Source organism: Paenibacillus sp. 2TAB23 (genome assembly GCF_052115165.1).
GTDB lineage: Bacteria > Bacillota > Bacilli > Paenibacillales > Paenibacillaceae > Pristimantibacillus.
Map to the genome: position 1 here is coordinate 45073 of NZ_JBFRGD010000018.1, position 25691 is coordinate 70763.

Here is a 25691-nt window from a genome sequence, read left to right on the forward strand (position 1 = left end):
TAGAATAGTTTCAAACCTGCCTATCAGGTGGCTTTGATCAAATTCTACTAGGAAGTGAGATCAGCATGATAGACATCCATACACATATTTTACCCGGATTGGACGATGGTGCTGCGGATTGGAATGATACTTTGGACATGGCCCGGGCAGCCGCTTCAGAGGGAATCACAACCATTATTGCAACCCCGCATCACGCCAATGGGACCTATACGAACGACGCACAATACGTGACTGAGCACACTAAGGCGATTAACGAGAAGTTAATCGCTGAAGGTGTGCCTGTTACTATTCGGTCTGGGCAGGAAATACGTGTCCATGAAGACCTGCTTGACGCGTGGTCTAGGAAAGAATTACTCCCGTTAGCCGGCTCTAGTTATGTATTAATAGAGATGCCATCTTCTCGAATACCGAAGTCGATGATGGAGCTCATCCACGAGCTCACCATTTTAAACCTAAAGCCTATCATAGCGCATCCTGAGAGAAACGCAGAGGTTGTACAGCATCCTGAAAGATTAGCAGAGCTGATTGAAGCCGGAGCATATGCTCAAGTAACCAGCCATTCTCTTCTTGGCGGTTTTGGCAAACGCATCGAGCAATCTGCGTGGTCCTTATTAAAGGCTGGGCATATCCATATCGTTTCATCTGATGCTCATCATGTTGTTCGCCGCGGTTTTCGCTTGCGCGAAGCATATGATGCCATTGAGAGGCGGATGGGAGAACAGTGGGTTCATTATTTGCAAGCAAATGCCGAATACATAATAGTAGACCAAAAATTTCACAGCCAACCACAGGTAAGTGCTCCTTCCAAGGGGTTTCTGCGTCGTTTGACTTCCTATTTTTACAAGAGTTAGCCTTCGTTTGAATCAATGGAATATGAAGGGGAAAAAGGGTGTTATTAGTCGTTCGTCCAACGGATGAGTGCCACTAATTAAATATAATAGGAGTGAGAAGACGTGACATTAAGAAAGAAACTAGCAGTATCCACAATCGCAGCGAGCGTAGCCTTAACGGCTCTCGCCGGCATTCCGCTTAGCAGCAAAGGCCTAGCGGAAAAACTTGGCGCAAATGGGATAGCTTATGCCTCCTCATCGCTTGAGAATTCTCAGGTTGTAACGGATATCAAAAAGCTGTATAACGCTTTGGTATCAACCGGTGGCCTGGATGCAGTAAAGGCGCTTCAGAATGCATTGAATGCTTTGGACATTCATAAGAAGGGCGATATTGTTGCGCCAATCGTCGATAAGCTTGATCCGTTGCATCTGAAAGAAACGCAGCTGGAGAATCTATTCTATGATGCAGTTGCTTTGTCGTATAACCCTTCAGTTGAAGGTCTTGATGCGCTGCGTACGAACTACGGTTCATTGCTGCAATCCTTCGCTACGGAAGCGAATGCTGGGGAGATGACGGTAGATGATATCGCTCAGTATTTCTTCGATATTCAAAAAGAGCTTGTAGATCAAGTAGGTTCAAAGGATTTGTCTGATTTGCTCGATATCATGACGGATTCCGCAAGCCTTCAACAGCTGATGAGAGATGTGTTGGCTGCATTGCCACAAAACGAATACAAAATTCAAAAGGTATTCCTTCATTATGGCGTGAATACGAATGATGTAATCGCAGTTCTCAGTGAGGCAAGAACGGAAGTTGAAGATAACAAGTTCACTGCAGCAGCAGCTGCCTTGTTCAAAGCATATAATTCACTTCAAACACCGACGGATTCGAATTCAGGCACAGGAACATCAGTTGTAGCGCTTCCTGCGTCGACAACAAAATTGCTTGATGAACTGAAAGCAGCTCTTGATAAAGCTACTGAAGCAGAGAAAGCGGCTATTATCACAAAATTTGTAACAGATGCGCAAGCAGAGATTGCGAAGCTTGCAACCATTAATGCTTCGTCGAATGTAAGCTCGGTGAACGGGCAGGCGGTTCTTCAGCTTAATGAAACCAGTGTATTGTCCTTGATTTCTGGAATTAATGTAGTTGCAGCGAAAGTAAATGAGTTGGCTCCAGCCTCTGCGCTACCTAAGACAACTTTGAAGATTGATTTAGGTACAGTAACATTGAAGGATGTTGTGCTTAATCTATCTGATGCAGCTGTTAAAGCTGCTGCTGCTGGACACATCTCCGGTGCAGCCTTTACCGTGAACAAATTCGAAGTTACCTTGCCGGTTGGCGGTTCATTCTCATCGGCTCTTGCTTTGACCGTGAAGAAGACAGATGCGACTGCAGCGGTAGTAGGTAATTTGAAAGCTGTCTCTGAGGTTTATGATTTCAGCTTAACCATTGGTGGAGCAGCGAAAACATCGTTCGATAAGCCGATTCTAATCGGTCTTCCGCTTGGAGATACAACAGGGCTGGATCAAGAGCTGCTTTCAGTAGCTAAGATCGTAGACGGCAAGCTAGTATTCCATGGCGGACGCGTATCTGGAAACTCCATTATTGAGAACCGTGACTCTTTCTCCTCATACGTAGTTGTAGAGAATAAAGTATCTTTCTCAGATCTTGCTAAGGTTGAAGCTTGGGCTGGCCGTGAGATTACAGTCGTAGCTGCCAAAGGTGCTATCGAAGGCAAGTCTGAAGGCAAGTTTGTGCCTCAGGATAAAGTGACGCGTGCTGAATTCGCAAAAATGCTCATTCGCGCTTTAGACCTAGAGAATGGTTCGGCAACAGAAACGTTCGCGGATGTCGATTCGGATGATTGGTTTGCGCCGTATGTATCTGCTGCGGCTCAACTGAAAATTATTAACGGTCGTTCGGAAACGAAATTCGATCCTAACGCGACCATTACTCGGGCAGAAATGGCAACTATGATTGCTCGTGCTTTGAAAGTATCGAGAGGCGCGACGGACGTTGCGGATGTGAATGCAGCTTTGAAGGGCTTCGCAGATGCAGGCAATATCAATGCTACCTTGAAGGATGGCGTTGCATTTGCGGCTTCACACAATATCGTAGTTGGCAATGCAGGCAAGTTCTTGCCGAAGAATAATGCGACTCGTGCTGAAGCGGCAGTTATTATTTACAGAGCGCTTAAATTCGACAAGTAAGCAAACGAAATAAAGAGATCTTCCTCTCATGAAGGTGGGAGGAAGATTTTTTTACGCAGACAGTAGAATGTTGTCAAACCATAGATCATTTTTAATTGAATATAGTCCAATAGAATCGGATAGAAACTTGAAGGCTATATCCTTTGGAGGAATATATAGTGTCTAACGAACTAGATCTACGTCAGTATATGGCTATCATTAAGAAGAGATTAGCACTCATTATTTTATTTGTATTTATCTGTACAGCGGCAGCAGCTGTTGTCAGCTTGTTCTTCAAAGACCCCATCTATGAAGCCTCGACAAAAATTATTGTCAATCAAACAACTACACAGATGGCGACCGGCCAGCTCGACCTCAATCAGATTAACTCCAATATCAAGATGATTGATACGTATAAAGAGATTATCAAAACGCCGGCAATTCTAGATAAAGTAGCCTCACAATATGCAGAGCTTGGGTTAACAGCGGAAGAGCTTTCTCGCAAAATAACAGTAAGCTCCGTAAATAACACGCAGGTTATGACATTAATTGTTCAAGACGTGGACTACAAGCAGGCGGCGCAGGTCGTGAATGCGGTATCCAACGTTTTCCGGGAAGAAATCCAGCACATCTTTAAGGTCGAGAATGTTTCTATTCTAAATGAAGCGGTTGTTAATGCGGAGCCAAGTCCTGTTGCTCCTAATGTGCCGCTAAATGTTGCAATCGCGTTTGTTGTTTCCCTTATGATTGCGGTAGGCATCACCTTCTTACTCGAATACATGGACGACACAATAAAGACAGAAGCGGATGTTCTGCAATATTTGGGTCAGCCAACGCTTGCGATGATCTCAAGAATGAATACGGAGGATGCAATTTCCAAACAAAAAAGCAGTGCAAACCAAACCTACAAGGCAGGTGAATTAGAGCGTGTCTCGATTGAAAAATAAGCGTCAGATTATTACACTAACGAGTCCTCGTTCTCCGATATCAGAGTCCTATCGTGCACTCCGTACCAACATTGAGTTTTCATCGATAGACGAGCAGCTTCAGGTGTTGATGGTGTCTTCTGCGGGCCCAGGCGAGGGGAAGTCAACGACGATTACGAATTTGGCAGTTACATTCGCACAGTCAGAGAAGAAGGTTGTTCTCATTGATGCTGACCTTCGTAAGCCAACCGCACATCATACCTTCTCAATATCGAATCGTTGGGGGTTATCTTCCGTTGTATCGCAACAATGCTCATTGGAGGAAGTGATACAGATGACGGATGTTGCGAATTTGGATGTCATTACTTCAGGAGCGATTCCGCCTAACCCTGCAGAGATGATGGGCTCGAAGCGTATGACGGCAATCATTGAGCAATTAAGAAGAATGTATGACATCATATTGATCGATACACCGCCGCTGCTTGCCGTAACTGACGCACAGATTGTTGCCACTAAGAGTGACGGCGTAATTTTGGTCGTGGATCAGGGCAGAGTGAAACGCGAGATTGCGAGCAAAGCGGTGAAAAATCTAGAAAGCGTAAATGCGCGTATTTTAGGGGTCGTACTGAACAATGTGAAGCGCAAGGCAAATGAAGAAGCCTATTACTATTATTATGGTGTTCAAGACAAATAGCGTATATAAATTCGTAGGTGAACGTTGTTCTGGAGGGATGAGTAAGATGAGTAAGCTTAGCAATAGAAATAGAATGCTAATCATACTAGTAATAGATATTTGTATTATATGGGTAGCGATTTCGATTTCTTATCTGTTTCGCTTTAATAGTCAGATCCCTCCCTTCTATGAATTTCAAATGCTTGTATTTGCACTAATCACTACCGTTATTTGTGGCAGCAGCCTAGCCTTTTTCCGTATGTACAAGCGGATGTGGCAGTATGCCAGCATCGGAGAAATCATAGAACTGGCCAAAGCTATTATTATTGGACTGGTATTATCTTATGCAACCACTTATTTACTGAGTGGAGAACGCGTTCCGTTGTCGATCACAAGCCGCACCTTGGAGCTTATGCTGCTGTTAATGGGGGGCTCGCGCTTTCTCTGGCGGTTAATCCGGGTGAATAGAACGAAGAAGAAAGAATTTACAAATCATGTTTTAGTTGTTGGCGCAGGCGATTGCGGGGCTTTAATTGCCAAAGAAATCATGACAAGCAACAGCTTCACGGGCAATCGCATTATTGGTTTTATAGACGATGATATAAATAAAAGAAATATGCAGGTATATGGCCTTCCCGTCCTTGGGAATCGTCTCCAAATTGAACGATTAGTACAGCAATATCAAATCCATGACATTATTATCGCTATGCCGTCCGCAAAAAGGGCGAATATATCCGATATTATTAATATTTGCAAGCTGACAGGTGCGAAGGTCAAGATTATTCCCTCCATTAATGACTTTATTAAAGGACGATTAGCGGTCAAGACGTTAAGGAATGTGGAGGTTGAGGATCTGCTGGGACGTGAGCCCGTTATGGCAGACCTCGAAGGAATTGCTAGTTATGTTTCTGAGAAAGTGGTCTTAGTTACGGGTGCGGGAGGTTCTATTGGTTCCGAGCTTTGTCGCCAAATCGCTACATTCGATCCATCGCGTCTATTGCTTCTTGGACACGGTGAGAATAGCATTTATACGATTGAAATGGAGCTCAGAACAAAATTCCCGAATGTGCTATTAGAGACTGTCATCGCAGATATTCAAGATCGCAGCCGTATGGAAGAGGTATTCCGTAGATTCAAGCCGCAGGTTGTCTTCCATGCAGCAGCTCATAAGCACGTACCGCTGATGGAACGCAACCCGTCAGAGGCTTTGAAAAACAATGTATTCGGAACCAAGAACGTCGCTGACTCTGCAGATAAATACGGTGTTGAACGATTTGTTATGATTTCCTCCGATAAAGCCGTTAATCCTTCCAGTATTATGGGAGCCACCAAGAGAATAGCAGAGATGTACATACAGAGTATCAATACAGTGAGTGAAACCCAGTTCGTAGCGGTCCGATTCGGCAACGTGCTTGGCAGCAGAGGCAGCGTTATTCCAAGGTTTAAGGAGCAAATCGCAGCAGGAGGGCCGGTCACCGTAACGCATCCGGATATGGTTCGATATTTCATGACCATTCCAGAAGCGGTTCAGCTAGTGATTCAAGCAGGCTCATTCGCCAAGGGCGGAGAAATATTCGTCCTGGATATGGGCAAACCAGTGAAAATTCTTGATTTGGCTCAGGATCTCATTAGGTTGTCCGGTTATGAGCCTTATGCAGACATTGATATTAACTTCAGCGGCATGCGTGAAGGCGAGAAGCTGTTCGAGGAGTTATTGACGACAGAAGAGGCGGTAAGCTCTACGCAGCATGAACGCATCTATATCGGAAAACCTTCGCAAATCAATAGAGCGGAGCTTGAGCTCCAGTTCAAACGAATAGAAAAAGTCATCAGTGAAGACCAAGCAAGCATTAAAGACGTGATTGAGCATCTGGTCCCTTTTTATTCACATGTATCTTAACAGACACTTAATGAGAGCGGAGGAGAATACATATGCGTAAGAAAAAATGGAAAAAAGTCATCATTTGGGTTGCTTCAATCATTGTCATATTAGGAATAGGCGGCTTGTTCGCAGCGAACTATGCTGTTGATAAGCTTATTTCTTCATTATCAGAGAGCCTTGAGAATGAAATCCTAAATGAAACCGTTACTGGTACGATCGTGGAAGATACAGAACCAGAGCCAAATGCAACAGATGCTCCGACTGAAGGGGAAGGAAAAGGGGAGACACCCCCTGACGATAAAACTACTACTAATGTAGAAAACACAGGAGAAAAAGACAATAGTGGAAATATAGAAATGGATGATAAGCCTTCCGATAAAGGGTATAACGCAGAGGTTAGTATTGATAAAGCGAAGGATGTTCAAGAGAAGATTACGGTAAGTGAGAAGGCTCAACTGACCTCTGTATTTTTAAAAGAATTGAGCATGTCGGATATTAAAGAATTGCAGGCTCTAGCAAGCGGTGGACTCAGTGTGGAAGATAAAAAACAAGCCAGAAGTATTATTCTGGAGAAATTAACACCAGAGCAATACGATGAGCTCATTCAGATAGCTAAGAAGTATGGAATGAGTAAAGGGAAGTCTTATGATGAGGTAGTTACTGAGAAATAGTTCTGCTTGCTAATGATAGAGGAGGAATTGTAGTTGAGGGTACGCAAAGCCATAATACCGGCGGCTGGTCTGGGGACTAGATTCCTACCGGCTACAAAGGCGATGCCGAAGGAAATGCTGCCTATTGTCGATAAACCTACCATTCAATACATTGTTGAAGAAGCTGTAGCGTCGGGTATTGAGGATATTATTATTGTGACCGGCAAAGGCAAACGGGCGATCGAGGATCACTTCGACAACTCCTTCGAGCTGGAGCAAAGCTTGCTTGAGAAAGGGAAACTTGAGCTGCTGAATGAGGTTCAGAAATCTTCCAAAATGGTCGATATTCATTATATACGCCAGAAGGAAGCGAAGGGATTAGGACACGCCATATGGTGTGCTAGGAAGTTTATTGGCAACGAACCGTTCGCTGTTCTACTTGGCGACGATATTGTGCAGGCAGAAAAACCTTGCTTGAAGCAGATGACTGAACAATATGATCGATATATTTCATCTATTATTGGCGTACAGACCGTGTTACCGGATGAAGTATCCAGATATGGAATAGTAGACGGGATAGATATTCATGACCGTCTTTTTCGTGTGAATAATTTGGTGGAAAAGCCCAAAAAGGAAGAGGCTCCATCTAATATAGCGATTATGGGGCGCTGCATATTGAGCCCTCGAATTTTTGAAATCCTCGAAAACCAAAGACCAGGTGCTGGCGGTGAAATCCAACTTACCGATGCAATTGCTGAGTTAAACCTTACAGAGATTGTTTATGCTTATGATTTTGAAGGAACAAGGTATGATGTTGGCGAGAAAATTGGGTTCATTAAGACGCAGCTGGAGTTTGCAATGCAACGTGAGGATTTAAGGAATGAGCTTATGGTTTATCTTAAGCAACTACTCGATAAAGAAGCAACGATTCAAATATAAGATAGAGTAATTATGAATGTTGAGAATAGTAAATAGTATGTAAAGGAGGCTATTTAAAATGAAAAGAATTGCAGTTATAGGTACCGGTTATGTGGGACTAGTATCGGGAACATGCTTCTCCCATATAGGAAATAGTATAATCTGCTGCGATATAGATCAGCAAAAAATTAATAACTTAAAACGTGGGATTATTCCCATATATGAGCCAGGACTTGAAGAACTATTAAAGAATAATGTTGAGGCAGGCCGATTGCAGTTCACAACGGATATAGCCTCTGCTATACAAACGGCTGATATTATTTATATAGCAGTAGGAACACCAATGTCTATTACAGGTGAGGCTGATCTACGTTACGTAACCTCAGTAGCCCAAACTATCGGTGCTAATCTCAATGAGTATAAGGTTATCGTGAATAAAAGTACCGTCCCAGTAGGGACTGGGAGACTGGTAGAGAGAATTATAAGAGAGAATTTGCAAGATAAAAAGTTGTCCTTCGACGTTGTATCAAATCCAGAATTTCTGAAAGAAGGATCTGCCATTGCCGACTGTATGAATATGGAAAGGGCTATTATTGGCGCTACTAGTGATCGAGCTGCGAGGCTCATTGAAGAGCTGCACGAACCATTTAATACGAATATCTTTATTACCGATCTTGAGAGCGCTGAAATGATTAAGTACGCTTCAAATACATTTTTAGCAACTAAGATTTCATTTATTAATTCCATTGCAAATATTTGCGAACGGGTAGGAGCCGATGTAACTGATGTAGCAGCAGGAATGGGGTTGGATTCCAGAATTGGCTCTAAATTTCTTCAAGCGGGTATTGGTTATGGCGGATCTTGCTTTCCAAAGGATACACATGCAATCGTACATATTGCTGAAAGTGCAGGCTATGAATTTAGGCTGATGAAGTCAGTCATAGAAACAAATGAGAAACAGCGAATTGTCGTAATACAAAAACTAAAAGAGCTTGTTGGAGAGCTTAAAGGCAAAACAATTGGTATTCTAGGTCTGGCATTCAAACCGAATACAGATGATATGCGTGATGCTCCATCGATATCTATTATTCCAAAGTTGCTACAACAAGGTGCAAAGATAAAGGCATTTGATCCTATTGCAGCTAAAGAAGCGAAAATTCATTTCGGAGATAAAATCATATACGAGAAAACCCTATATGAAACGGTAAAGGATTGTGATGTTTGCTTGATTCTTACCGAGTGGGAAGATATTAAAAGAATGAATCTCGATCAGGTCAAACTATTGTTGAAAGAGCCTATTATTGTTGATGGAAGAAACTGCTTTGAACCGGATTTAATGAGGGAAAAAGGATTTACATATTCTTCTATTGGAAGATCTAATGTATATGGTGAGAAACAGGATGGAATTAATTCGGATAAAAGATTGCGAAAGTTAGGATATAGCTTCGAGGCAGGTGATTAAAGCGGATGATATATTTAAAGATTAAGCGATTAATAGATTTTCTTTTTTCCTTTATAGGTTTAGTTGTATTATTCCCAGTTATTTTAGTACTGATTGCAGCCATAAAGCTGGACTCTAGAGGGCCAGTCTTATTTAAACAAAGGCGAATAGGCATCAATAAAAGACACTTTTACATTCTGAAATTTCGAACAATGCGAATAGATACACCTAAGGATACCCCAACACATTTGCTTTCTAACGCCGATCAATATATAACTCGTGTTGGGAAATTCCTTAGGAGAACATCGCTTGATGAGATACCACAAATATGGAATATCGTTGTTGGACAAATGTCGATCATAGGTCCTCGGCCGGCTCTTTGGAACCAACACGACTTGATTGCCGAGAGGGACAAGTATGGTGCTAACGATATAATACCTGGTTTGACAGGCTGGGCACAGATTAATGGTAGAGATGAACTGCCTATTGAGGTCAAATCAAGGCTAGATGGTGAGTATGTTAAAAAGATGGGCTTAGTTATGGATACAAAGTGTTTCTTTGGGACGATAGTAAGTGTCTTAAAGAGTGATGGTGTTGTCGAAGGTGGTACAGGTAACATATCTAGAAAAAATGAATTAAGGAATTAATTAATATACATAAAAATCTGATACAGCAGGAGTCAGGAGTATGACAAGAAATGAACGAAGTAACCAAAGATAAAAAGAATATACTTATTACAGCTAAGAACAGCTATATCGGAAATTCGTTTGCAAATTGGGCCAAATCAAATAATAATTACTCAATTAGCTTTATCTCCTGCCGTACAGATGATTGGAGAAAAATAGTATTTTCTAGTTATGATGTTATCTTACACGTTGCTGGTATTGCTCATGTTAATGAAACTAAGAAAAACAAGGAATTATATTATCAAGTAAATCGTGACCTAACCATTGAATTGGCCTTAAAAGCTAAAAGAGATGGAGTTAAACAGTTTATATTCATTAGTACAATGAGCGTATATGGTATTGAGAGTGGTGTAATAAGTAAAGATACAATTCCCAATCCTAAGAGCAACTACGGTATTTCAAAATTACAAGCAGAAGAGAAGATTAAACATCTTCAAGATGAAAATTTCATAGTTACAACCATTAGACCGCCAATGGTATACGGGAAAAATTGCAAAGGAAACTATGCGAAATTAGCGAGAATGGTGCTCTTTGTGCCTGTTTTTCCTGAAATTGAAAATAGAAGAAGCATGATATATATCGACAATCTATCACAATTTATTATGCTTGTGATTAAGGAATATAGATCAGGAGTATTTATGCCTCAAAATGCTGAATATATGAATACTAGTGAAATGGTAAAACTTATATCAGAGGCTCACGGAAAAAATGTGAGATTGACTAAAATGGTTAATTTTCTAATATTCCCATTAGTGAATAGAATAAATGCATTAAGTAAATTATTTGGAAGTTTAATTTATGAACAAGATACATCGGAATACTGTGTGACGGCTACAAAAGAGTCGATAATATTATCGGAGGCATAGTATGAAAAGGGCGGTTATATTAACAAATCATGATGCATACACCTATAATTTTCGGAAAGAAATTATACAAGGCTTAATCGATAAAGGATTTAAAGTATATCTTGTACTACCGTATGGTGAAAAGGTCGAGCTATTAAAAAAAATGGGTTGTGAGTTTATTGACCTTCCTTTAGATAGAAGAGGAACTAACCCCATTACAGATATCAAATTGTTGTTGAACTATAAAAAAATACTGAAGAGAATAAAACCTGATGTCATGCTCTCTTATACAATTAAACCAAATATATATGGCGGAATGGTATGCAGATTTTTAGGTATTCCTTATATAGCGAATATAACGGGGCTCGGAACTGCAGTGGAAAATGCGGGAATTATGCAGAAAATATCTGTAATGCTTTATAAAGTCGCATTTAAGAACATTAGTTGCTTGTTTTTTCAGAACAACGAGAACAAATTGTTTTTTGAGAATGAAAATATAGCTAAGGATAAGCATAGGTTAATTCCTGGTTCAGGAGTTAATCTTGAACATTTCGAACTGTTGGAATATCCACCAGACGGTACAATAGAGTTTGTATTTATATCACGAATAATGAAGGAAAAAGGAATCGATCAATACTTGGAGGCTGCTGAGTATATCAAGAATAAGTATCCAAATACGAAATTTCATATTCTTGGATTCTGTGAAGATGCTTATGAAGATAAGCTACAAGCAATGAAACATATTGTGGAGTATCATGGAATGCAAAAGGATGTACGTGTATTTTTAGAAAAGACGCACTGCACGATACATCCAACTTATTATCCTGAAGGAATGTCGAATGTTTTGTTAGAAAGCGCGGCGAGTGGTAGACCGATAATTACTACTAATAGAAGTGGGTGTCGGGAAATTGTTGACAGCGGTATAAATGGTTATGTCGTTGGACAAAAGAATAGTATGGACTTAATTGAAAAGATAGAAGAATTTATTGATTTGAGCTATGAACAAAAGATAGCTATGGGATTAGCAGGCAGAGCTAAGGTAGAAAAGGAGTTTGATAGAAAAATAGTTGTTAATGCATATTTAGATGAGATCGAAAAAATAAATTAATAAATGATTTAAATTATGAGAGTAAAAGGTGAACCGCATGAAGGTAGATTATAAGAAGATCATAAAAAGTAAAGATTTACGATTAAAACTTTTGAATTTGCTGAATTTTTTACCTGATAAGGAAATGCTTAAATTGCAATATAGAATTAAAAATGGTAGGAATTTGAATTTAAAAAAACCGAAAAGATACACCGAGAAACTCCAATGGTATAAGCTCTATTATCGGGATAAACTAATGACACAGTGTTCTGATAAGTATGCGGTAAGGAGCTATGTTGAGAGAAAAGGATATGGAAGTATTTTAAATGAACTTTATGGTGTTTATGAAAGCGTAGAACATATTAATTTTGAATCATTACCTAAAAGGTTTGCAATAAAAGTTAATAATGCTTCAGGGACTAATATCTTTGTAGATAATAAAGACGTAATGGATGTTGATTCAATAAAGAGGCAATTACAAATTTGGATGCGTCCTAAAAAATATTCCCCCGGTAGAGAATGGTGTTATCATGACATAAAACCTAAGATTATTATTGAAAAATTAATAGAGAGAGATATTAATAACGACCTACCAGATTATAAGTTTTTTTGTTTTAATGGTAAAGTATATTGCTTGTACACGATGATTGATTACACCGATAATCACGACAACGGAAAACTTAGTTTTTATAATGTGGACTTTATTAAATTACCTTATAAAAGAACTGATTTTGCAGAGATCACCATCGATTTGCCTAAACCAAAGAATTTTGAAAAAATGGTCGAAATAGCGACCAAACTTTCGGAAGATTTCCCGCATGTAAGAGTGGATTTTTATAACATTAACGGAGAAATTATATTTGGCGAACTTACCTTCTATAATGCTAGTGGTTATACATCATTTGAACCAGATGAGTTTGATTATATTTTGGGTGAGCAGTTTGAATTATGCCAAAAAGTAATTAGTGAAAAATAGACAAAATGGAATTTTGGGTGGTAGCCAAATTGAAAAAAAGTATTGTTCTTTATGTAGGAAACTTTTCGTTCCCAAATGGAAACGCAGCTGGTAAAAGGGTTTTAGCAAATGGCAAAATAATGCAGAAAATGGGCCGTGAAGTTGTTTTTATTGGAATGAGTAAAGAAGTCACTGATTCATTACCTTTAAAGAACACAAAAACAGAATATGAGGGCTTTACATATTATAATTTTCCATACCCCAAGAGCAATTTGGATTGGGTGAATTATAATAAGACTTATAAAAAACTAGTCGACTTATTAGAGTCAGAAGAATTGTTAGATGGTTTAGATCTTGTAATTTATTATGGTAGCCCTAGCTTATCACTGTTTAATATGAAGTTGATGCGTTATTGTAAAGAACGGGATATAAGAATAGTTGCAGACTGTGTTGACTGGCTTATTGTTAAGAGTAATAATATATTGTTCAACCTTATAAAATGGGCTGATAATACTTATCAAAAAGCCTATTTGAATAAAAGAACTGATGGTATTATTACGATAAGTAAGTATTTATCGGATTATTACAGAGGAAAAGGGTGTAATACAGTCATCATTCCACCTCTATCAACATTTATAAAGAAAGATATGTTACAGGAAAGAACTACTAATGATGCTGGTCAAGTGATTATAATGTATGCCGGTTTACCATTTAGGATTGGTAGTAGAGTTGTAGATCCTAGTTACATGAAAGATAGAATTGACAAGACGATACTGTTACTTTGGAAAGCTAAAAAAAGCGGATGTAGCTTTATATTTAATGTGTATGGTTTTACAAGAGATGATTATATAAAATCAATTCCTTCACAGGAAGAATATGTAAATTATTTAGGTTTGAATATAGTTTTTCATGGATTTAAGAATAATGATGAAATTGTTGGTTTTGTGGAGAAATCTGACTTTACAATTCTTATTAGAGATGTGAATAGAGCGACTATGGCTGGTTTTCCCACAAAAATATCTGAAAGCATAAGTTGTGGGACTCCAGTTATAACCAATCAAACCAGTGATTTGAAAGATTATATAGTTGAAGGTGAAAATGGGTATTTTTTAAATATGGATAATGTTGATGATTCCTTCTCTAGGTTAGTTAAAATACTCAAATTAGAAAGGCATAAAATAATTAGTATGAAGAATTATTGTAATGAAAATAATATATTCTATTTTAGCCATTTTGAAAATGATTTAAAAACTTTCTTTAATTTAATTGATGTAAGGAGATGAGTGCATGACTAATTTTGACATACCAGTAGTGTTATTTTTTTTTAGAAGATTAGACACGGTGGTCCGTATTATAGAGAGATTAGCACAAGTGAAACCAAGTAAGCTATATTTAATCTCGGATGGTCCTAGGAATGAATCAGAAAAGGAGGAAATATTATTTTGTAGAAAAACCATAGAAGAGAGTATTTCCTGGAATTGTGAAGTGATTAAAAACTACTCAGAAACAAATAAAGGAGTTTATGACAGAATTGGACTAGGCGCAAAATGGGTATTTACAAGAGAAAATCAAGCAATTTTTCTAGAAGATGATAATTTACCAGAAGTTACTTTTTTTTCGTTTTGCAAAGAAATGCTGGAAAAGTATAAGGAAGATAATCGTGTATTGTGGATTTGTGGAACGAATTATTTGGAAAAATATCGCCCGGAAGACGATTCGAGTTATGTGTTTACTAAACATTTACTACCCTGCGGTTGGGCTTCGTGGGCAAATAAATTTCAGGAAATGTATGATGGTGAGATGGACATGCTATACGATCCTCTTTTAAATAAAAGACTATGTGATCAATATGAAAATAAAAGTTTATACAAGCAGCAACTTTACGCATTTAAAAGAACACATTATTTACTTCGTAATCATAGAAACCTTGCATCATGGGATTCTCAAATAGCTTTTACATTAAGGATAAACGGGGTATACGGTATTTCACCTCGAAACAATCAGATAGAAAACATTGGAGTTGACGATTATTCAACACATGGTGGGAACTCGATGAAAAATGTTATGACAAGACGTTTTTGTGGAATGAAATCACACCCACTCGAGCTACCGCTCAAACATCCCAAAATAGTAATGGCAGATAAAGTGTATGAAAGAAAAGTTGGAAATATCATACTGTACCCTTTAAATATAAGGATTGGTGCAAGTATCTTTAGACTTTTAAAACCATTATTTAAAGTACACAAATATGATAGTTTTTCAAAAACTATAAAGGCTAGAATAAAAGGATTCCGTTCAAAGTGAGATTGTAATTCTGGAGGAAACAGATGGTTATTTCGACAAACAGTATAGAGCCTACAAAGAATAATATAAGTCGACTTAATGTATTCATATTATGTCTCATCATAATATATACGAGTGGATATGCAATGACCACTGTAGAAACGAGTATTGGGGCTTATATGTTAATTTTACCAACTTTCTGGATGCTGATGCTTAAATACAAAAAACTCTTAAAAGTAGATATATATACAATATGGTACTTAATGCTAATCATAACAGTTATGCTTTCATTTATTGCGAATATAAATAATGGTTATGTTACTAGTAATGTGAAAATGTTATTAATTGTTACTTTTTCATTTTTTGTAGTTAGATTAGTTAGCTTTAAGGATTTTGTTAAGTATTTTACATTATGTATGAAGTATATCGTTATTATCTCGTTAGTGGTTTATGTAGGGGTAAACTACTTTAATATCACAATAAACTTACCTATAGTGAATAACGTAAATGGTGCTTCGTATTATAATGGATTAGTTTTTTTTGTTTTTGTTTATTCTACAATAAGGAATACAGGGGTTTTCTGGGAGCCAGGTCTTTTTGCAAGTTTTATTATTTTTGCAATGATTTTTGAAATTTCATTTAAAAACGAAAAGATTAATTACGTAAATCTAATAATTTTATTTATAGGCCTTTTAAGTACTAGGTCAACGGCAGGGATAGCTATAGTACCTTTCATAATTGTTTTGCATTTGACTAGGAATGCTAAATTCGTAAAAAGTTATATTATAGGTTCATTTTTAATTATATGTTCTTTGATTACCTATATAAATTTGAATAGTATATTATTATATTTAGTTCAACTGAGTCCTAAGATGTTTGGAAAGTTTTTAAATCAATCAGGATCATATGAAAATAGATTAGCCTCCCCAATTGCGAATATAGACATATTTGCTTCTAACCCTTTTTTTGGCGTAGGTATTGGAAAGATAGATATCATAGTAAGAGAGTTGTTTGGAATCTATCAAACCTCGACAAGTACTTATTATTTAGCGAGTATTGGGATTGGGGGTATAGTATTCACATTAGCTTGGGTATTCGGTATTTGGAAGTTAAGAAATCAGAGTATTTTAAGCAAAATTATTATCTTAATAGTGTGTTTATTAATCCTCAATAAAGAACCTCATACTTCCTTAGTAGCTACTTATTGTATTATGTTTTATTTTTTAAAAGATGGTTATGGTAGTCGAGCCACTAAAGAGTCCCTTCATAAAAAGGTGGGGATATTATAAATTTACTATTAAAAAAATACTTCAGTAGATTCTCTGGGAATAAACAACTCATTAATAATATTATAGGATCTTATGTAGTTAAGGGGCTTTCTATATTAGTAAGCTTGTTTACGATTCCGGCATACATCAGATATTTCCCTGATAATGAGGTTTTAGGTCTATGGTTTACATTACTTTCAGTGTTGTCTTGGATATTAACTTTTGATCTTGGAATTGGAAATGGATTACGAAATAATTTGATCAAAGCTCTTGTTGATAATGATTATACTAAAGCTAAAATTTATATAACTTCTTCATACGGAATTATAGGGATTATTTCATTAGTTGTTGTATGTTTGGGAAATGTAGCAATAGGGCTTGGTAATTGGAATTATCTACTTAATATATCGGAAGATGTGTTATCTAACTCAGTATTGATTATAGCTACACGATTAATATTCACAGGTATTATGATACAATTTTTTTTGAAGTTAGTAATCTCAATTTTACATGCATTACAAAAGACGGCATTGTCAAATTTTCTAAGTCTTTTATCTAGTTTGTTAGTTTTAATTTATGTATTGTGTTTCAATGCTAGCGTTGTTTCAGAAAATTTAATAAATCTTTCAACTGTATATATGATGACTGTGAATATTCCTTTATTAATTGCCACTATTATTATCTTTTCAACATCTTTAAAAGACTCAAGGCCTCATTATAAATATTATGTTAAAAAATATGCTTATGAAATAGTTAAACTTGGTGGAAGTTTTTTTGTGGTACAGATTGCTTTCATGATTATAACTTCAACAAATGATATATTAATAACTTGGTTATATGGTTCGAAATATGTTGTAGAATACCAAATTTATCAGAAGATTTTTTTTCTATTTGTGACTATATTCTCATTAATATCGAATCCTGTGTGGTCAGCGATAACAAAGGCATATGCTGAAAAGAGATTTATGTGGATATGGAAGATGTATAAACTATTAAACTATATAGCATTATGCGGAGTGATAGGGGTAGCTTGTTTGATTGCGGTTATGCAACCCATTGTGAATATCTGGCTTGGTGAGGAAACAATTACGATAAGTGTTATGACGTCTCTTTTGTTTGCACTAATAGTGAGTATCATGCTATTTATCTTGTCTGTGACATGCATTGCAAACGGAATCGGGGAATTGAAGAGTCAAATCATATTCAATATATTAGCTGCCGTTATAAAAGTACCTCTAGCAGTTATTATTTCAAACTATGTAGATAATTGGTCAGGAATAATAATTGTAAACATCATAGTCATGTTGCCTGCTGCAATAGGGCAGCCAATTATTATTAAAAGAATACTAAGAAGACGAATGAACCAAATGGAAACCATGTAGACGCTACAATAATTAAAGTGTTGGATATAAACATATATAATGAATGATTTTAGATATGTTTAGTATATTGACCAGAGATATTAGATTAATGTTAAAAGTTTTATAGGATTTTAAAATGTCACGAGATATTAATTGTGTTTTAATTGTTTTTAATTGTGTTTTAATTGTGGAATGATGAAAATTACGAATTGAACCTCATTCACAACATTTATTTAAGTATTTTGTACACAAAAAGGAGTATGAAGATTATGTTTAAAGATAAAGTACTACTAATTACAGGTGGTACAGGCTCGTTTGGCGGAGCTGTGCTTGACCGTTTTTTAAATACTGATATTAGAGAAATACGTATTTTTTCCCGTGACGAAAAGAAGCAAGACGACATGCGACGCTTGTACCAGAATAAAAAAATCAAATTCTACATAGGGGATGTGCGTGATTTGGCCAGTGTTAGAAATGCTATGCATGGGGTTGACTATGTATTTCATGCAGCTGCTCTTAAACAAGTTCCAAGTTGTGAATTTTTCCCTATTGAGGCGGTTAAAACAAACGTTCTAGGTACAGAAAATGTACTAACAGCAGCAATAGATTATAGGGTTCAGAAATGTATTTGTCTATCGACTGACAAAGCAGCATATCCAATCAATGCTATGGGTATATCAAAAGCTATGATGGAGAAGATCGTTGTGGCTAAGTCTCGCACGGTATCTCCTGAGAAAACTACAATATGTGTTACACGTTATGGAAACGTAATGGCGTCTAGAGGATCTGTTATTCCTTTATTTGTACAACAAATCAAGTCTGGGGAGCCAATGACGGTCACTGATCCAGATATGACTAGATTCCTCATGAGCTTAGAAGAAGCGGTAGAATTAGTAGTATATGCATTCGAGCATGCACAAAGTGGAGACATTATAGTTCAAAAGTCTCCCGCAAGCACAGTAGGTGATTTAGCTGAAGGAATTAAACAACTCTTTAAACCGGATCAAGAAATAAAAGTTATTGGCACTCGTCATGGTGAGAAGGTATATGAAACGCTTCTTACTAAAGAAGAGTATTTTAAAGCTGAAGATATGGGCAATTATTATAGAGTACCAGCTGATAACCGTGATTTGAATTATGATAAATATTTTATTAATGGAGACGAGGCACTCTCTACAATGAATGAATACAATTCGCATAATACAACAAGATTAAGTGTTGATGGAGTAAAAGATAAATTGTTATCACTTGATTTCATCAGGAATGAACTCCAGACAAATGAGGTGAATTAAATTGAAAGTTTTAGTTACTGGGGCGAATGGTTTTATAGGTAAAAATTTGTGTGCAACACTTGACAGGTTTGAAGAATACGAGTTATTAAGGGCAACGCATGAAACTACCGATGATGAGTTAGCAACTTTTTTAGTAGAATGTGATTTTATTTTCCATTTGGCAGGAGTAAATAGACCAAAGGATGAAGAAGAGTTTTTTGAAGGAAATTCAGACTATACTTTAAAATTAACCAATGGCTTAATGGGAAGAAAAGTGCCAATTATATTCACATCGAGTACTCAGGTAGAACGAGACAATTCCTACGGACAAAGTAAGAAGCTGGCTGAACGTACACTATCTAAATATGGTCAGAACACTGGTGCGCCAGTATATATCTATCGTTTAACAAATATTTACGGAAAATGGAGTAGGCCTAACTATAATACAGTAGTAGCTACCTTTTGTTATAACATTTCGAGAAATCTTCCAATTCAAGTTAATAATCAAGATTTAGATTTAAATCTTTGTTATATTGATGATGTAATAGAAGAATTCTTAAAAGCACTCAATGGTAATCCGACTATGAAGGAGGGTTATTGTATTGTACCTGTAACAAATGGTATTAAAATTGGACAATTAGCTGCAACGATACAGAGTTTTAAAGAGAGTAGAACTAATTTATCCATAGGGGATATGTCAGATCAACTGGAGAAGAATCTTTACAGTACATATTTAAGTTTTCTTCCCAAAGATTTATTTAGTTACCCGCTTAAAATGAATATTGATGATAGGGGTAGTTTTACAGAGATTCTTCGTACTGCTGAGAGAGGCCAGTTTTCCGTAAATATTTCTAAACCTGGGATTACAAAGGGGAATCATTGGCATCACAGTAAAAATGAAAAATTCCTAGTAGTGAGTGGATCAGGGGTAATTCGCTTTCGCAAAGTAAATGAAGAAGAGATAATAGAATATTATGTAAATAGCGAAAAGTTGGAGGTTGTGGATATTCCCGTAGGATATACGCATAACATAGAAAATATAGGTAATACAGATATGGTTACATTTATGTGGGTAAATGAGTGCTTCAACCCTGATAAACCAGACACGTACTTTGAGGAGGTATAGAACTTGGAAAATAGGGGTGGAAGAAATAAATTAAAGGTCATGACTATTATTGGGACAAGGCCAGAAATTATTAGACTATCAGCATGTATTAAGGCTTGTGATAAGTATTTTAATCATGTATTCGTTCATACTGGACAGAATTGGGACTATAATTTAAATGAGGTTTTCTTCAGGGATTTAGGATTGCGTGCACCGAATTACTATTTAGATAGTGTAGGAAAAGATTTAGGCGAAACTATGGGGAATATTATAGCAAAGTCCTACGGAGTTCTTGAAAGCGAAAGACCTGATGCGCTCCTCATCCTTGGTGACACGAACTCGGCTCTTGCAGCGATATCAGCGAAAAGACTGAAAATTCCTATCTTTCACATGGAAGCCGGCAATCGGTGCTGGGACTGGAATGTATCTGAAATGATAAATAGAAAAATCGTAGATCATATTGCTGATATAAATCTTCCATATACAGAGCATAGTAGACGTTATCTATTATCTGAAGGGATCGATGGAAAGACGATATTTGTAATAGGATCCCCTATGGGGCAAGTCCTTCGTGACCACAAAGAGAAAATAGATGCTTCAGATGTCTTGAAAAGACTTAATGTAGAAAAGAACAAGTATATTTTACTATCAGCGCATCGAGAAGAGAATATTGATTTGGAAGATAACTTTCTTTCGTTAATGCAGTCTATAAATAAAATTGCTGAGAAGTATCAGATGCCAATAATCTACTCCATGCATCCAAGAAGCAAGAAGGTTATTGAGCAGCGTGAATTTGAATTTCATCCTCTTGTACAAACCATGAGTCCTTTTGGGTTTATTGATTATAATCATTTACAAAAGAATGCGTTTTGTGTTCTTTCAGATAGTGGAACATTATCAGAAGAGAGCGCGCTACTAGGTTTTCCAGGCGTTCTTATTCGAACATCGACAGAGCGACCGGAGGTGCTTGACAAAGGTACAGTTGTTATAGGTGGGATAGATGGTAATGATGTTGAACAGGCGGTTGAACTTGCTATTGCAATGTATGAAAATGACGAAGGTGCTGTTCTTCCTGACGATTATTTAGATACAAATGTCTCAGCGAAGGTTATTAAAATAATACAAAGTTATACGAAAATAGTGAACCTTACAGTCTGGGGCAAGAAATAGACAGTAACTTATAGAGTGAATTCTCGAATTCTAATAAATTAGTAATATTTAATAAAATTTCTGATATTACTATTATTTTTAATTAGAGAATAGTAGTTAGTACAGTGGATTAATTCATGAATTGTTATTCAAATGGTAGCATGTTGATTGAATAAGCACTTAGAGCCGTTGAGGAGTGAAAGGATATTGAGCACTATTGTAGTAACTGGAGGAGCTGGTTTTATTGGTTCCCATCTTTGCGATGCTTTACTGCAAAAAGGGCATAAGGTTATTAATATTGATAGTTTCAATGACTATTATGATCCAGTAATTAAAAGAAACAATGTAGAGGAAACACAAGATTTAGTTGATAAATTAAATCTGGCCCGAGATTCCTATAAAGTAGAAGAAGGCGACTTGCGAAATGCTGAATTTTTAAATCGTATTTTCAATGAAAATCAGGTGGATACGATTATTCACCTAGCTGCCTCTGCAGGGGTAAGGCCATCTATTCAAGATCCGGTATTGTATACGGATGTTAATATTAATGGAACTGTAAACCTTTTAGAAATGAGTAAAATACACAATATTAAGAGCTTTGTATTTGCTTCATCATCATCCGTTTATGGTAATAATGATAAGGTTCCATTTTCAGAGGATGACGTTGTCGATTTTCCGATTTCTCCGTATGCTGCAACGAAAAAAGCAGGAGAACTTCTATGTCACACCTACCATAGTCTATATAATATTAATATGGCTTGCTTGAGGTTCTTCACTGTTTATGGACCCAGACAGCGTCCGGATCTCGCTATACATAAGTTTACCAAATTAATCTCTGAAGGTGAGGCTATTCCTTACTACGGAGATGGTTCTTCTGAAAGAGATTATACCTATATTGAAGACATTATTGATGGCGTGACTAAGGCTGTTGAATGGGTTAAGGAAGGCGAGAGGAAATTCGAGGTCTTTAATCTGGGTGAGTCCAATACCATTAGTCTCAGAAGAATGGTGGAGGCTATTGAGAATACGCTCGGGAAAAAAGCTGTTATCAATAAAATGCCTATGCAGCCTGGGGATGTAAATCGTACTTATGCTGATGTAAGTAAGGCAAAGAATATTTTAGGCTACAATCCTTCTTGGCATTTTGAAGATGGAATTAGTAAGTTTGTGGAATGGTATCAATCTTCAACTATTGAAGAACCCACAACTAGATGATTATTCTCCCTTCATAGCTAGTTTATGGGGACTGGCGAAACCTTTACTCAGTCGAAAACGTCATAAATGAAAGCTGACGCCGTATTCGTATAGGCGTCAGCTTGTTTTTTATCCTATTCTATAAAGGAGAATCGTAGGTGGCTCTTGCTCGTGCAATCGACCTTATGAAACCAAAACTATGAAAAATCGAATAAAGTACCTTTTTATTTTAGCAGGCGCACTCATTATTATTGGAATCGTTATATATGGAAGCATGAGCTTGTTTTCCAAGCTGAATAAGGTAGAAGAGCTGAATGGGCAGTTGGATGAAACGGCTGAGGGAAATACAGGAGTCGTTTCCCCATCTCCATTATCGTCTCCCATATCCTCTCCCGCTGACCAACCAGAAGCGACTATGAATAATGAGCCAACGCAAACTCCAGAGATAGGCCCATCTACTCAACCCGAGAATATTGCTCCAACCCCATCTGCAACTTTGACACCAGGACCAACGTCTGATAACGTAGAGAAGGACGATAATTCCAAGGGTGAATCTACCAATTTGGAAGAAAAGTCCCGGGATAAGAAGAAGATTGATGCTTCGGTTACGGCCAAGCTGGGTAGTCTGAAATCTTCTTGCCAAGCAACAAGCAATAGTCTAGTGAAGCAGATCGCAGGTGAATTGAGCAGTAATAAGGATGCTACGCTTGCAGATATTCAGAGCAAATATCTGAATAAGGTTTTTTCTGCGGAGGCAGATTGTGATGCCAAGTTTAATGAATTAATGAGCAATGCGAAGAGCGAGTATAAGGCCGCCGACCTAGGGGATCAAGCCTTCCCAGATTGGAGCTCACAATACGAGAGTGCGAAGGCCCAGGCCAGAGCCGATGCACTGGCTGTTATTGCAGACTCGATTAAGTAATCAGCTCTACGATTTCAAGGAGGATTTATGAAAAAGTCACCTGTACTATCTGTATTTTTAGCTATGATGATGCTTTCTTCTATATGGACGGCTTCTGCATCTGCAGCAACAGTAATCAAGACCAAGACACAACCGGTCCAATTGAAGTTTGATGGAAAACCGTTAACGCTCCCGGAAGGGCAATATGCTTTTATTCATGAGGGACGTGCCTATGTACCTATCCGCTATATCTCCTATGCACTCCAAAAGACTGTGAATTGGGATGGTGCGACGGCTTCCGTCTCAGAGCCAACAGAGAAGGAGCTTGCAGCGTTGAAAAAGCACCTTCAGACGGCAGCTTCAGGCACGCAAAAGCCCCAAACAAGCATTGAAATTACGATCCAGCCAGTACAGGCTAAGCTTGTATTTGATGGAAAGACGGTAGTTCTACCGACCGGACAAACGCTCTATGGGTACAAAGGCTCGATCTATGCACCAATTCGATTCTTGTCAGAATCCGCAGGTACTCAGATCGGTTATGATCCGACTACAAAAACCGTTAGCGGCGAGTCAGCTGCTTATCGGGCTGAACAGGGGGGCGGGGGAATCATACTGCCCGGCAACGGCGGCAGCACGGGCGGTTCCGGAAATTCAGGCGGTACTGGTGGTAATTCAGGAGGAACTGGCGAACCAGTGAAGCCTTCCTATGAGCAGATAACTGCTAGTGCAGAATCGCAGCTTGCTTCACTTAAGAACAGCTGTCAGGCGACGCTGATGGACATCGGCATGCAATATTTGGCGGCGAGCGCAGCGGATCAACCTAAGATCAAGGAAAAAGGACTTCAAGAGGTTAATAATTGCTCCTCGAGATTTGAATCGATTATGACAGATACGTCTGCGAAGCTTGTGGGAAATGGGTACAGCACAGATATTATTGCAACATATCGTACCGCTTTCAATAAAGAGCTTGAGGCGGGAAGAAAGATAGCGGAGAACATGGGTTAGAACGTATTTTAAACAATGAGTGCAGGATCAAATACCCGTGCTACATCAATAGACCGTACTGAAGCCTAAAACTTCATTACGGTCTATTGTTGTTAGGGTTATATCGCTAATGGATAGATAGCTGCCGTGGACCCGATTGTGAAGAAAATGTAAAAAAAATGCTCGATTTATGAATAACCCCTACCATAGTACTAAAATATGCTTTACACTAGCATTAAGAACTATTCCAAAAACATACATAGGTGGGAACCAAGAGGGCCGAAGGGCATGCTTAATGGTATTGCTGTTCTGAACCAGGCTATGTAAATGTGGGTAAATGGTTTGCCGAGGAGATATTCATCGATATCGAGAATAATACGCTTCCTCTGGGAGGGGTGCAGTACGATTAATCAACTTCATGATAAAGCAAAGCTGGAACAAGCAATTGAACGGCTGCGGCAGGAAATGGTCGATAAGTTGTTAATGAACCAATCCTACCAATCTGACGAAGTATTGGGGGCTAGTCAAGCACTGGATCGAATTCTTAATTGTTATGATTGTGTTCGTTATGAACGGGAGTGCGGGAGTGAAATGTATTGTGCATATACGGATTATATGGTGAATTCTTGACTTTACTCATCCTAAAATGACTGGTTGACTGACTGCTATTCTTCTAGTCTCGTAACAACGTATGTACAACTAAAGATAAGAATTCGCTTACATTTCCTATTCATAAAATATATTGATTATTTGAAAAAACGTCTACGCTTGTTCGCTTTAAATTTGTACCAAAAATGACCATTCTCATCTTTAAATAGCCGTATGCCGAGAACTTTTAATGGAGTGGATAGCTCGGTAAACATTAAATAGCTGGATATTAGAATCGCCTCGCTTCACTTCTTTTTGTTATAATACCAAACTTTAGACATATTGACTACAATATTATAGGACTTTTATACTGTATTTATAAAATAAGTAATTTTGAGTAGGATTTGCTATCAAATTATTTGACTCTATCTTAAACGGTCATCTGCCTTAGGCAAGTGTCCGTTTTTTTTGTATGCTGCTGTTGCCTCACTCACCCTAGTA

23 protein-coding genes are annotated in these 25691 nt (G+C 37.8%); all 23 read left to right on the forward strand.

The genetic code is table 11. The annotated features are described in order from the left end of the window. The first annotated feature begins 65 nt into the window (after positions 1-65). The 23 genes from AB4Z29_RS22685 to AB4Z29_RS22795 all read left to right on the forward strand — a co-directional run bounded on the left by AB4Z29_RS22685 (position 66) and on the right by AB4Z29_RS22795 (position 25232). Positions 66-851: a tyrosine-protein phosphatase gene (locus AB4Z29_RS22685; RefSeq protein WP_441945260.1), complete on the forward strand. Its 786-nt coding sequence runs from the start codon at positions 66-68 to the stop codon at positions 849-851. Positions 852-953: 102 nt separating this feature from the next. Continuing rightward, positions 954-3044, forward strand: a complete 2091-nt coding sequence (locus tag AB4Z29_RS22690) for an S-layer homology domain-containing protein (protein WP_441945261.1) — start codon at positions 954-956, stop codon at positions 3042-3044. Between the two features lie 158 nt (positions 3045-3202). After that, positions 3203-3970, forward strand: coding sequence for a YveK family protein (locus AB4Z29_RS22695; protein ID WP_441945262.1), 768 nt, complete (start codon positions 3203-3205; stop codon positions 3968-3970). After that, positions 3951-4643, forward strand: a complete 693-nt coding sequence (locus AB4Z29_RS22700) for a CpsD/CapB family tyrosine-protein kinase (RefSeq protein WP_441945263.1) — start codon at positions 3951-3953, stop codon at positions 4641-4643. Before AB4Z29_RS22695 ends, AB4Z29_RS22700 begins: the two co-directional genes overlap by 20 nt. A gap of 46 nt (positions 4644-4689) precedes the next feature. Continuing rightward, positions 4690-6522, forward strand: a complete 1833-nt coding sequence (locus tag AB4Z29_RS22705) for a polysaccharide biosynthesis protein (protein WP_441945264.1) — start codon at positions 4690-4692, stop codon at positions 6520-6522. Positions 6523-6554: 32 nt separating this feature from the next. Beyond that, entirely contained in the window at positions 6555-7175 is a 621-nt protein-coding gene (locus AB4Z29_RS22710; protein WP_441945265.1) for a hypothetical protein, read from the forward strand. Positions 7176-7208: 33 nt separating this feature from the next. Further along, entirely contained in the window at positions 7209-8093 is an 885-nt protein-coding gene (galU, locus tag AB4Z29_RS22715) for a UTP--glucose-1-phosphate uridylyltransferase GalU (RefSeq protein ID WP_441945266.1), read from the forward strand. Positions 8094-8151: 58 nt separating this feature from the next. Next, positions 8152-9534: a UDP-glucose 6-dehydrogenase TuaD gene (gene tuaD, locus AB4Z29_RS22720; protein ID WP_441945267.1), complete on the forward strand. Its 1383-nt coding sequence runs from the start codon at positions 8152-8154 to the stop codon at positions 9532-9534. A gap of 8 nt (positions 9535-9542) precedes the next feature. Further along, positions 9543-10160, forward strand: coding sequence for a sugar transferase (locus AB4Z29_RS22725; RefSeq protein WP_441945357.1), 618 nt, complete (start codon positions 9543-9545; stop codon positions 10158-10160). Between the two features lie 50 nt (positions 10161-10210). After that, positions 10211-11065, forward strand: a complete 855-nt coding sequence (locus tag AB4Z29_RS22730; RefSeq protein WP_441945268.1) for an NAD-dependent epimerase/dehydratase family protein — start codon at positions 10211-10213, stop codon at positions 11063-11065. 1 nt (position 11066) lies between these two features. Then, complete coding sequence (locus AB4Z29_RS22735) at positions 11067-12152, forward strand: glycosyltransferase family 4 protein (RefSeq protein ID WP_441945269.1); 1086 nt, start codon at positions 11067-11069, stop codon at positions 12150-12152. Positions 12153-12189: 37 nt separating this feature from the next. After that, positions 12190-13107, forward strand: a complete 918-nt coding sequence (locus tag AB4Z29_RS22740; protein ID WP_441945270.1) for an ATP-grasp fold amidoligase family protein — start codon at positions 12190-12192, stop codon at positions 13105-13107. A gap of 29 nt (positions 13108-13136) precedes the next feature. Next, the gene (locus tag AB4Z29_RS22745; protein ID WP_441945271.1) at positions 13137-14369 is read left to right on the forward strand and encodes a glycosyltransferase; all 1233 of its coding nucleotides are present in this window, start codon (positions 13137-13139) and stop codon (positions 14367-14369) included. A 4-nt stretch (positions 14370-14373) separates the two neighbouring features. Then, complete coding sequence (locus AB4Z29_RS22750) at positions 14374-15390, forward strand: hypothetical protein (protein ID WP_441945272.1); 1017 nt, start codon at positions 14374-14376, stop codon at positions 15388-15390. A 125-nt stretch (positions 15391-15515) separates the two neighbouring features. Further along, entirely contained in the window at positions 15516-16658 is a 1143-nt protein-coding gene (locus AB4Z29_RS22755) for a hypothetical protein (RefSeq protein ID WP_441945273.1), read from the forward strand. A 104-nt stretch (positions 16659-16762) separates the two neighbouring features. Next, positions 16763-18019 (forward strand): hypothetical protein, encoded by a 1257-nt coding sequence (locus AB4Z29_RS22760; RefSeq protein WP_441945274.1) that lies wholly within the window; start codon positions 16763-16765, stop codon positions 18017-18019. Between the two features lie 248 nt (positions 18020-18267). Beyond that, positions 18268-19290 (forward strand): polysaccharide biosynthesis protein, encoded by a 1023-nt coding sequence (locus tag AB4Z29_RS22765; RefSeq protein ID WP_441945275.1) that lies wholly within the window; start codon positions 18268-18270, stop codon positions 19288-19290. Between the two features lies 1 nt (position 19291). Then, positions 19292-20395, forward strand: coding sequence for a polysaccharide biosynthesis C-terminal domain-containing protein (locus AB4Z29_RS22770; protein ID WP_441945276.1), 1104 nt, complete (start codon positions 19292-19294; stop codon positions 20393-20395). 39 nt (positions 20396-20434) lie between these two features. Then, positions 20435-21544 carry a non-hydrolyzing UDP-N-acetylglucosamine 2-epimerase gene (gene wecB / locus AB4Z29_RS22775; RefSeq protein WP_441945358.1) on the forward strand — a complete coding sequence of 370 codons (1110 nt, stop codon included), beginning with the start codon at positions 20435-20437 and terminating at the stop codon, positions 21542-21544. 186 nt (positions 21545-21730) lie between these two features. After that, positions 21731-22738 carry a GDP-mannose 4,6-dehydratase gene (locus AB4Z29_RS22780; RefSeq protein WP_441945277.1) on the forward strand — a complete coding sequence of 336 codons (1008 nt, stop codon included), beginning with the start codon at positions 21731-21733 and terminating at the stop codon, positions 22736-22738. Positions 22739-22916: 178 nt separating this feature from the next. After that, entirely contained in the window at positions 22917-23639 is a 723-nt protein-coding gene (locus AB4Z29_RS22785; protein ID WP_441945278.1) for a hypothetical protein, read from the forward strand. A 27-nt stretch (positions 23640-23666) separates the two neighbouring features. Further along, entirely contained in the window at positions 23667-24623 is a 957-nt protein-coding gene (locus AB4Z29_RS22790) for a stalk domain-containing protein (RefSeq protein WP_441945279.1), read from the forward strand. Between the two features lie 306 nt (positions 24624-24929). Next, positions 24930-25232, forward strand: a complete 303-nt coding sequence (locus tag AB4Z29_RS22795) for an aspartyl-phosphate phosphatase Spo0E family protein (protein WP_441945280.1) — start codon at positions 24930-24932, stop codon at positions 25230-25232. The last annotated feature ends 459 nt before the right edge of the window (positions 25233-25691 follow it).

Excerpts from the sequence above, each read along its gene's own strand:
- AB4Z29_RS22685 (WP_441945260.1), top strand. The coding sequence starts at position 66 with ATGATAGACATCCATACACATATTTTACCCGGATTGGACGATGGTGCT.
- AB4Z29_RS22705 (WP_441945264.1), top strand. The coding sequence starts at position 4,690 with ATGAGTAAGCTTAGCAATAGAAATAGAATGCTAATCATACTAGTAATA.
- AB4Z29_RS22710 (WP_441945265.1), top strand. The coding sequence starts at position 6,555 with ATGCGTAAGAAAAAATGGAAAAAAGTCATCATTTGGGTTGCTTCAATC.
- tuaD (WP_441945267.1), top strand. The coding sequence starts at position 8,152 with ATGAAAAGAATTGCAGTTATAGGTACCGGTTATGTGGGACTAGTATCG.
- AB4Z29_RS22730 (WP_441945268.1), top strand. The coding sequence starts at position 10,211 with ATGAACGAAGTAACCAAAGATAAAAAGAATATACTTATTACAGCTAAG.
- AB4Z29_RS22735 (WP_441945269.1), top strand. The coding sequence starts at position 11,067 with ATGAAAAGGGCGGTTATATTAACAAATCATGATGCATACACCTATAAT.
- AB4Z29_RS22740 (WP_441945270.1), top strand. The coding sequence starts at position 12,190 with ATGAAGGTAGATTATAAGAAGATCATAAAAAGTAAAGATTTACGATTA.
- AB4Z29_RS22750 (WP_441945272.1), top strand. The coding sequence starts at position 14,374 with ATGACTAATTTTGACATACCAGTAGTGTTATTTTTTTTTAGAAGATTA.
- AB4Z29_RS22755 (WP_441945273.1), top strand. The coding sequence starts at position 15,516 with ATGACCACTGTAGAAACGAGTATTGGGGCTTATATGTTAATTTTACCA.
- AB4Z29_RS22765 (WP_441945275.1), top strand. The coding sequence starts at position 18,268 with ATGTTTAAAGATAAAGTACTACTAATTACAGGTGGTACAGGCTCGTTT.
- wecB (WP_441945358.1), top strand. The coding sequence starts at position 20,435 with ATGACTATTATTGGGACAAGGCCAGAAATTATTAGACTATCAGCATGT.
- AB4Z29_RS22785 (WP_441945278.1), top strand. The coding sequence starts at position 22,917 with ATGAAAAATCGAATAAAGTACCTTTTTATTTTAGCAGGCGCACTCATT.
- AB4Z29_RS22790 (WP_441945279.1), top strand. The coding sequence starts at position 23,667 with ATGAAAAAGTCACCTGTACTATCTGTATTTTTAGCTATGATGATGCTT.
- AB4Z29_RS22795 (WP_441945280.1), top strand. The coding sequence starts at position 24,930 with ATGTGGGTAAATGGTTTGCCGAGGAGATATTCATCGATATCGAGAATA.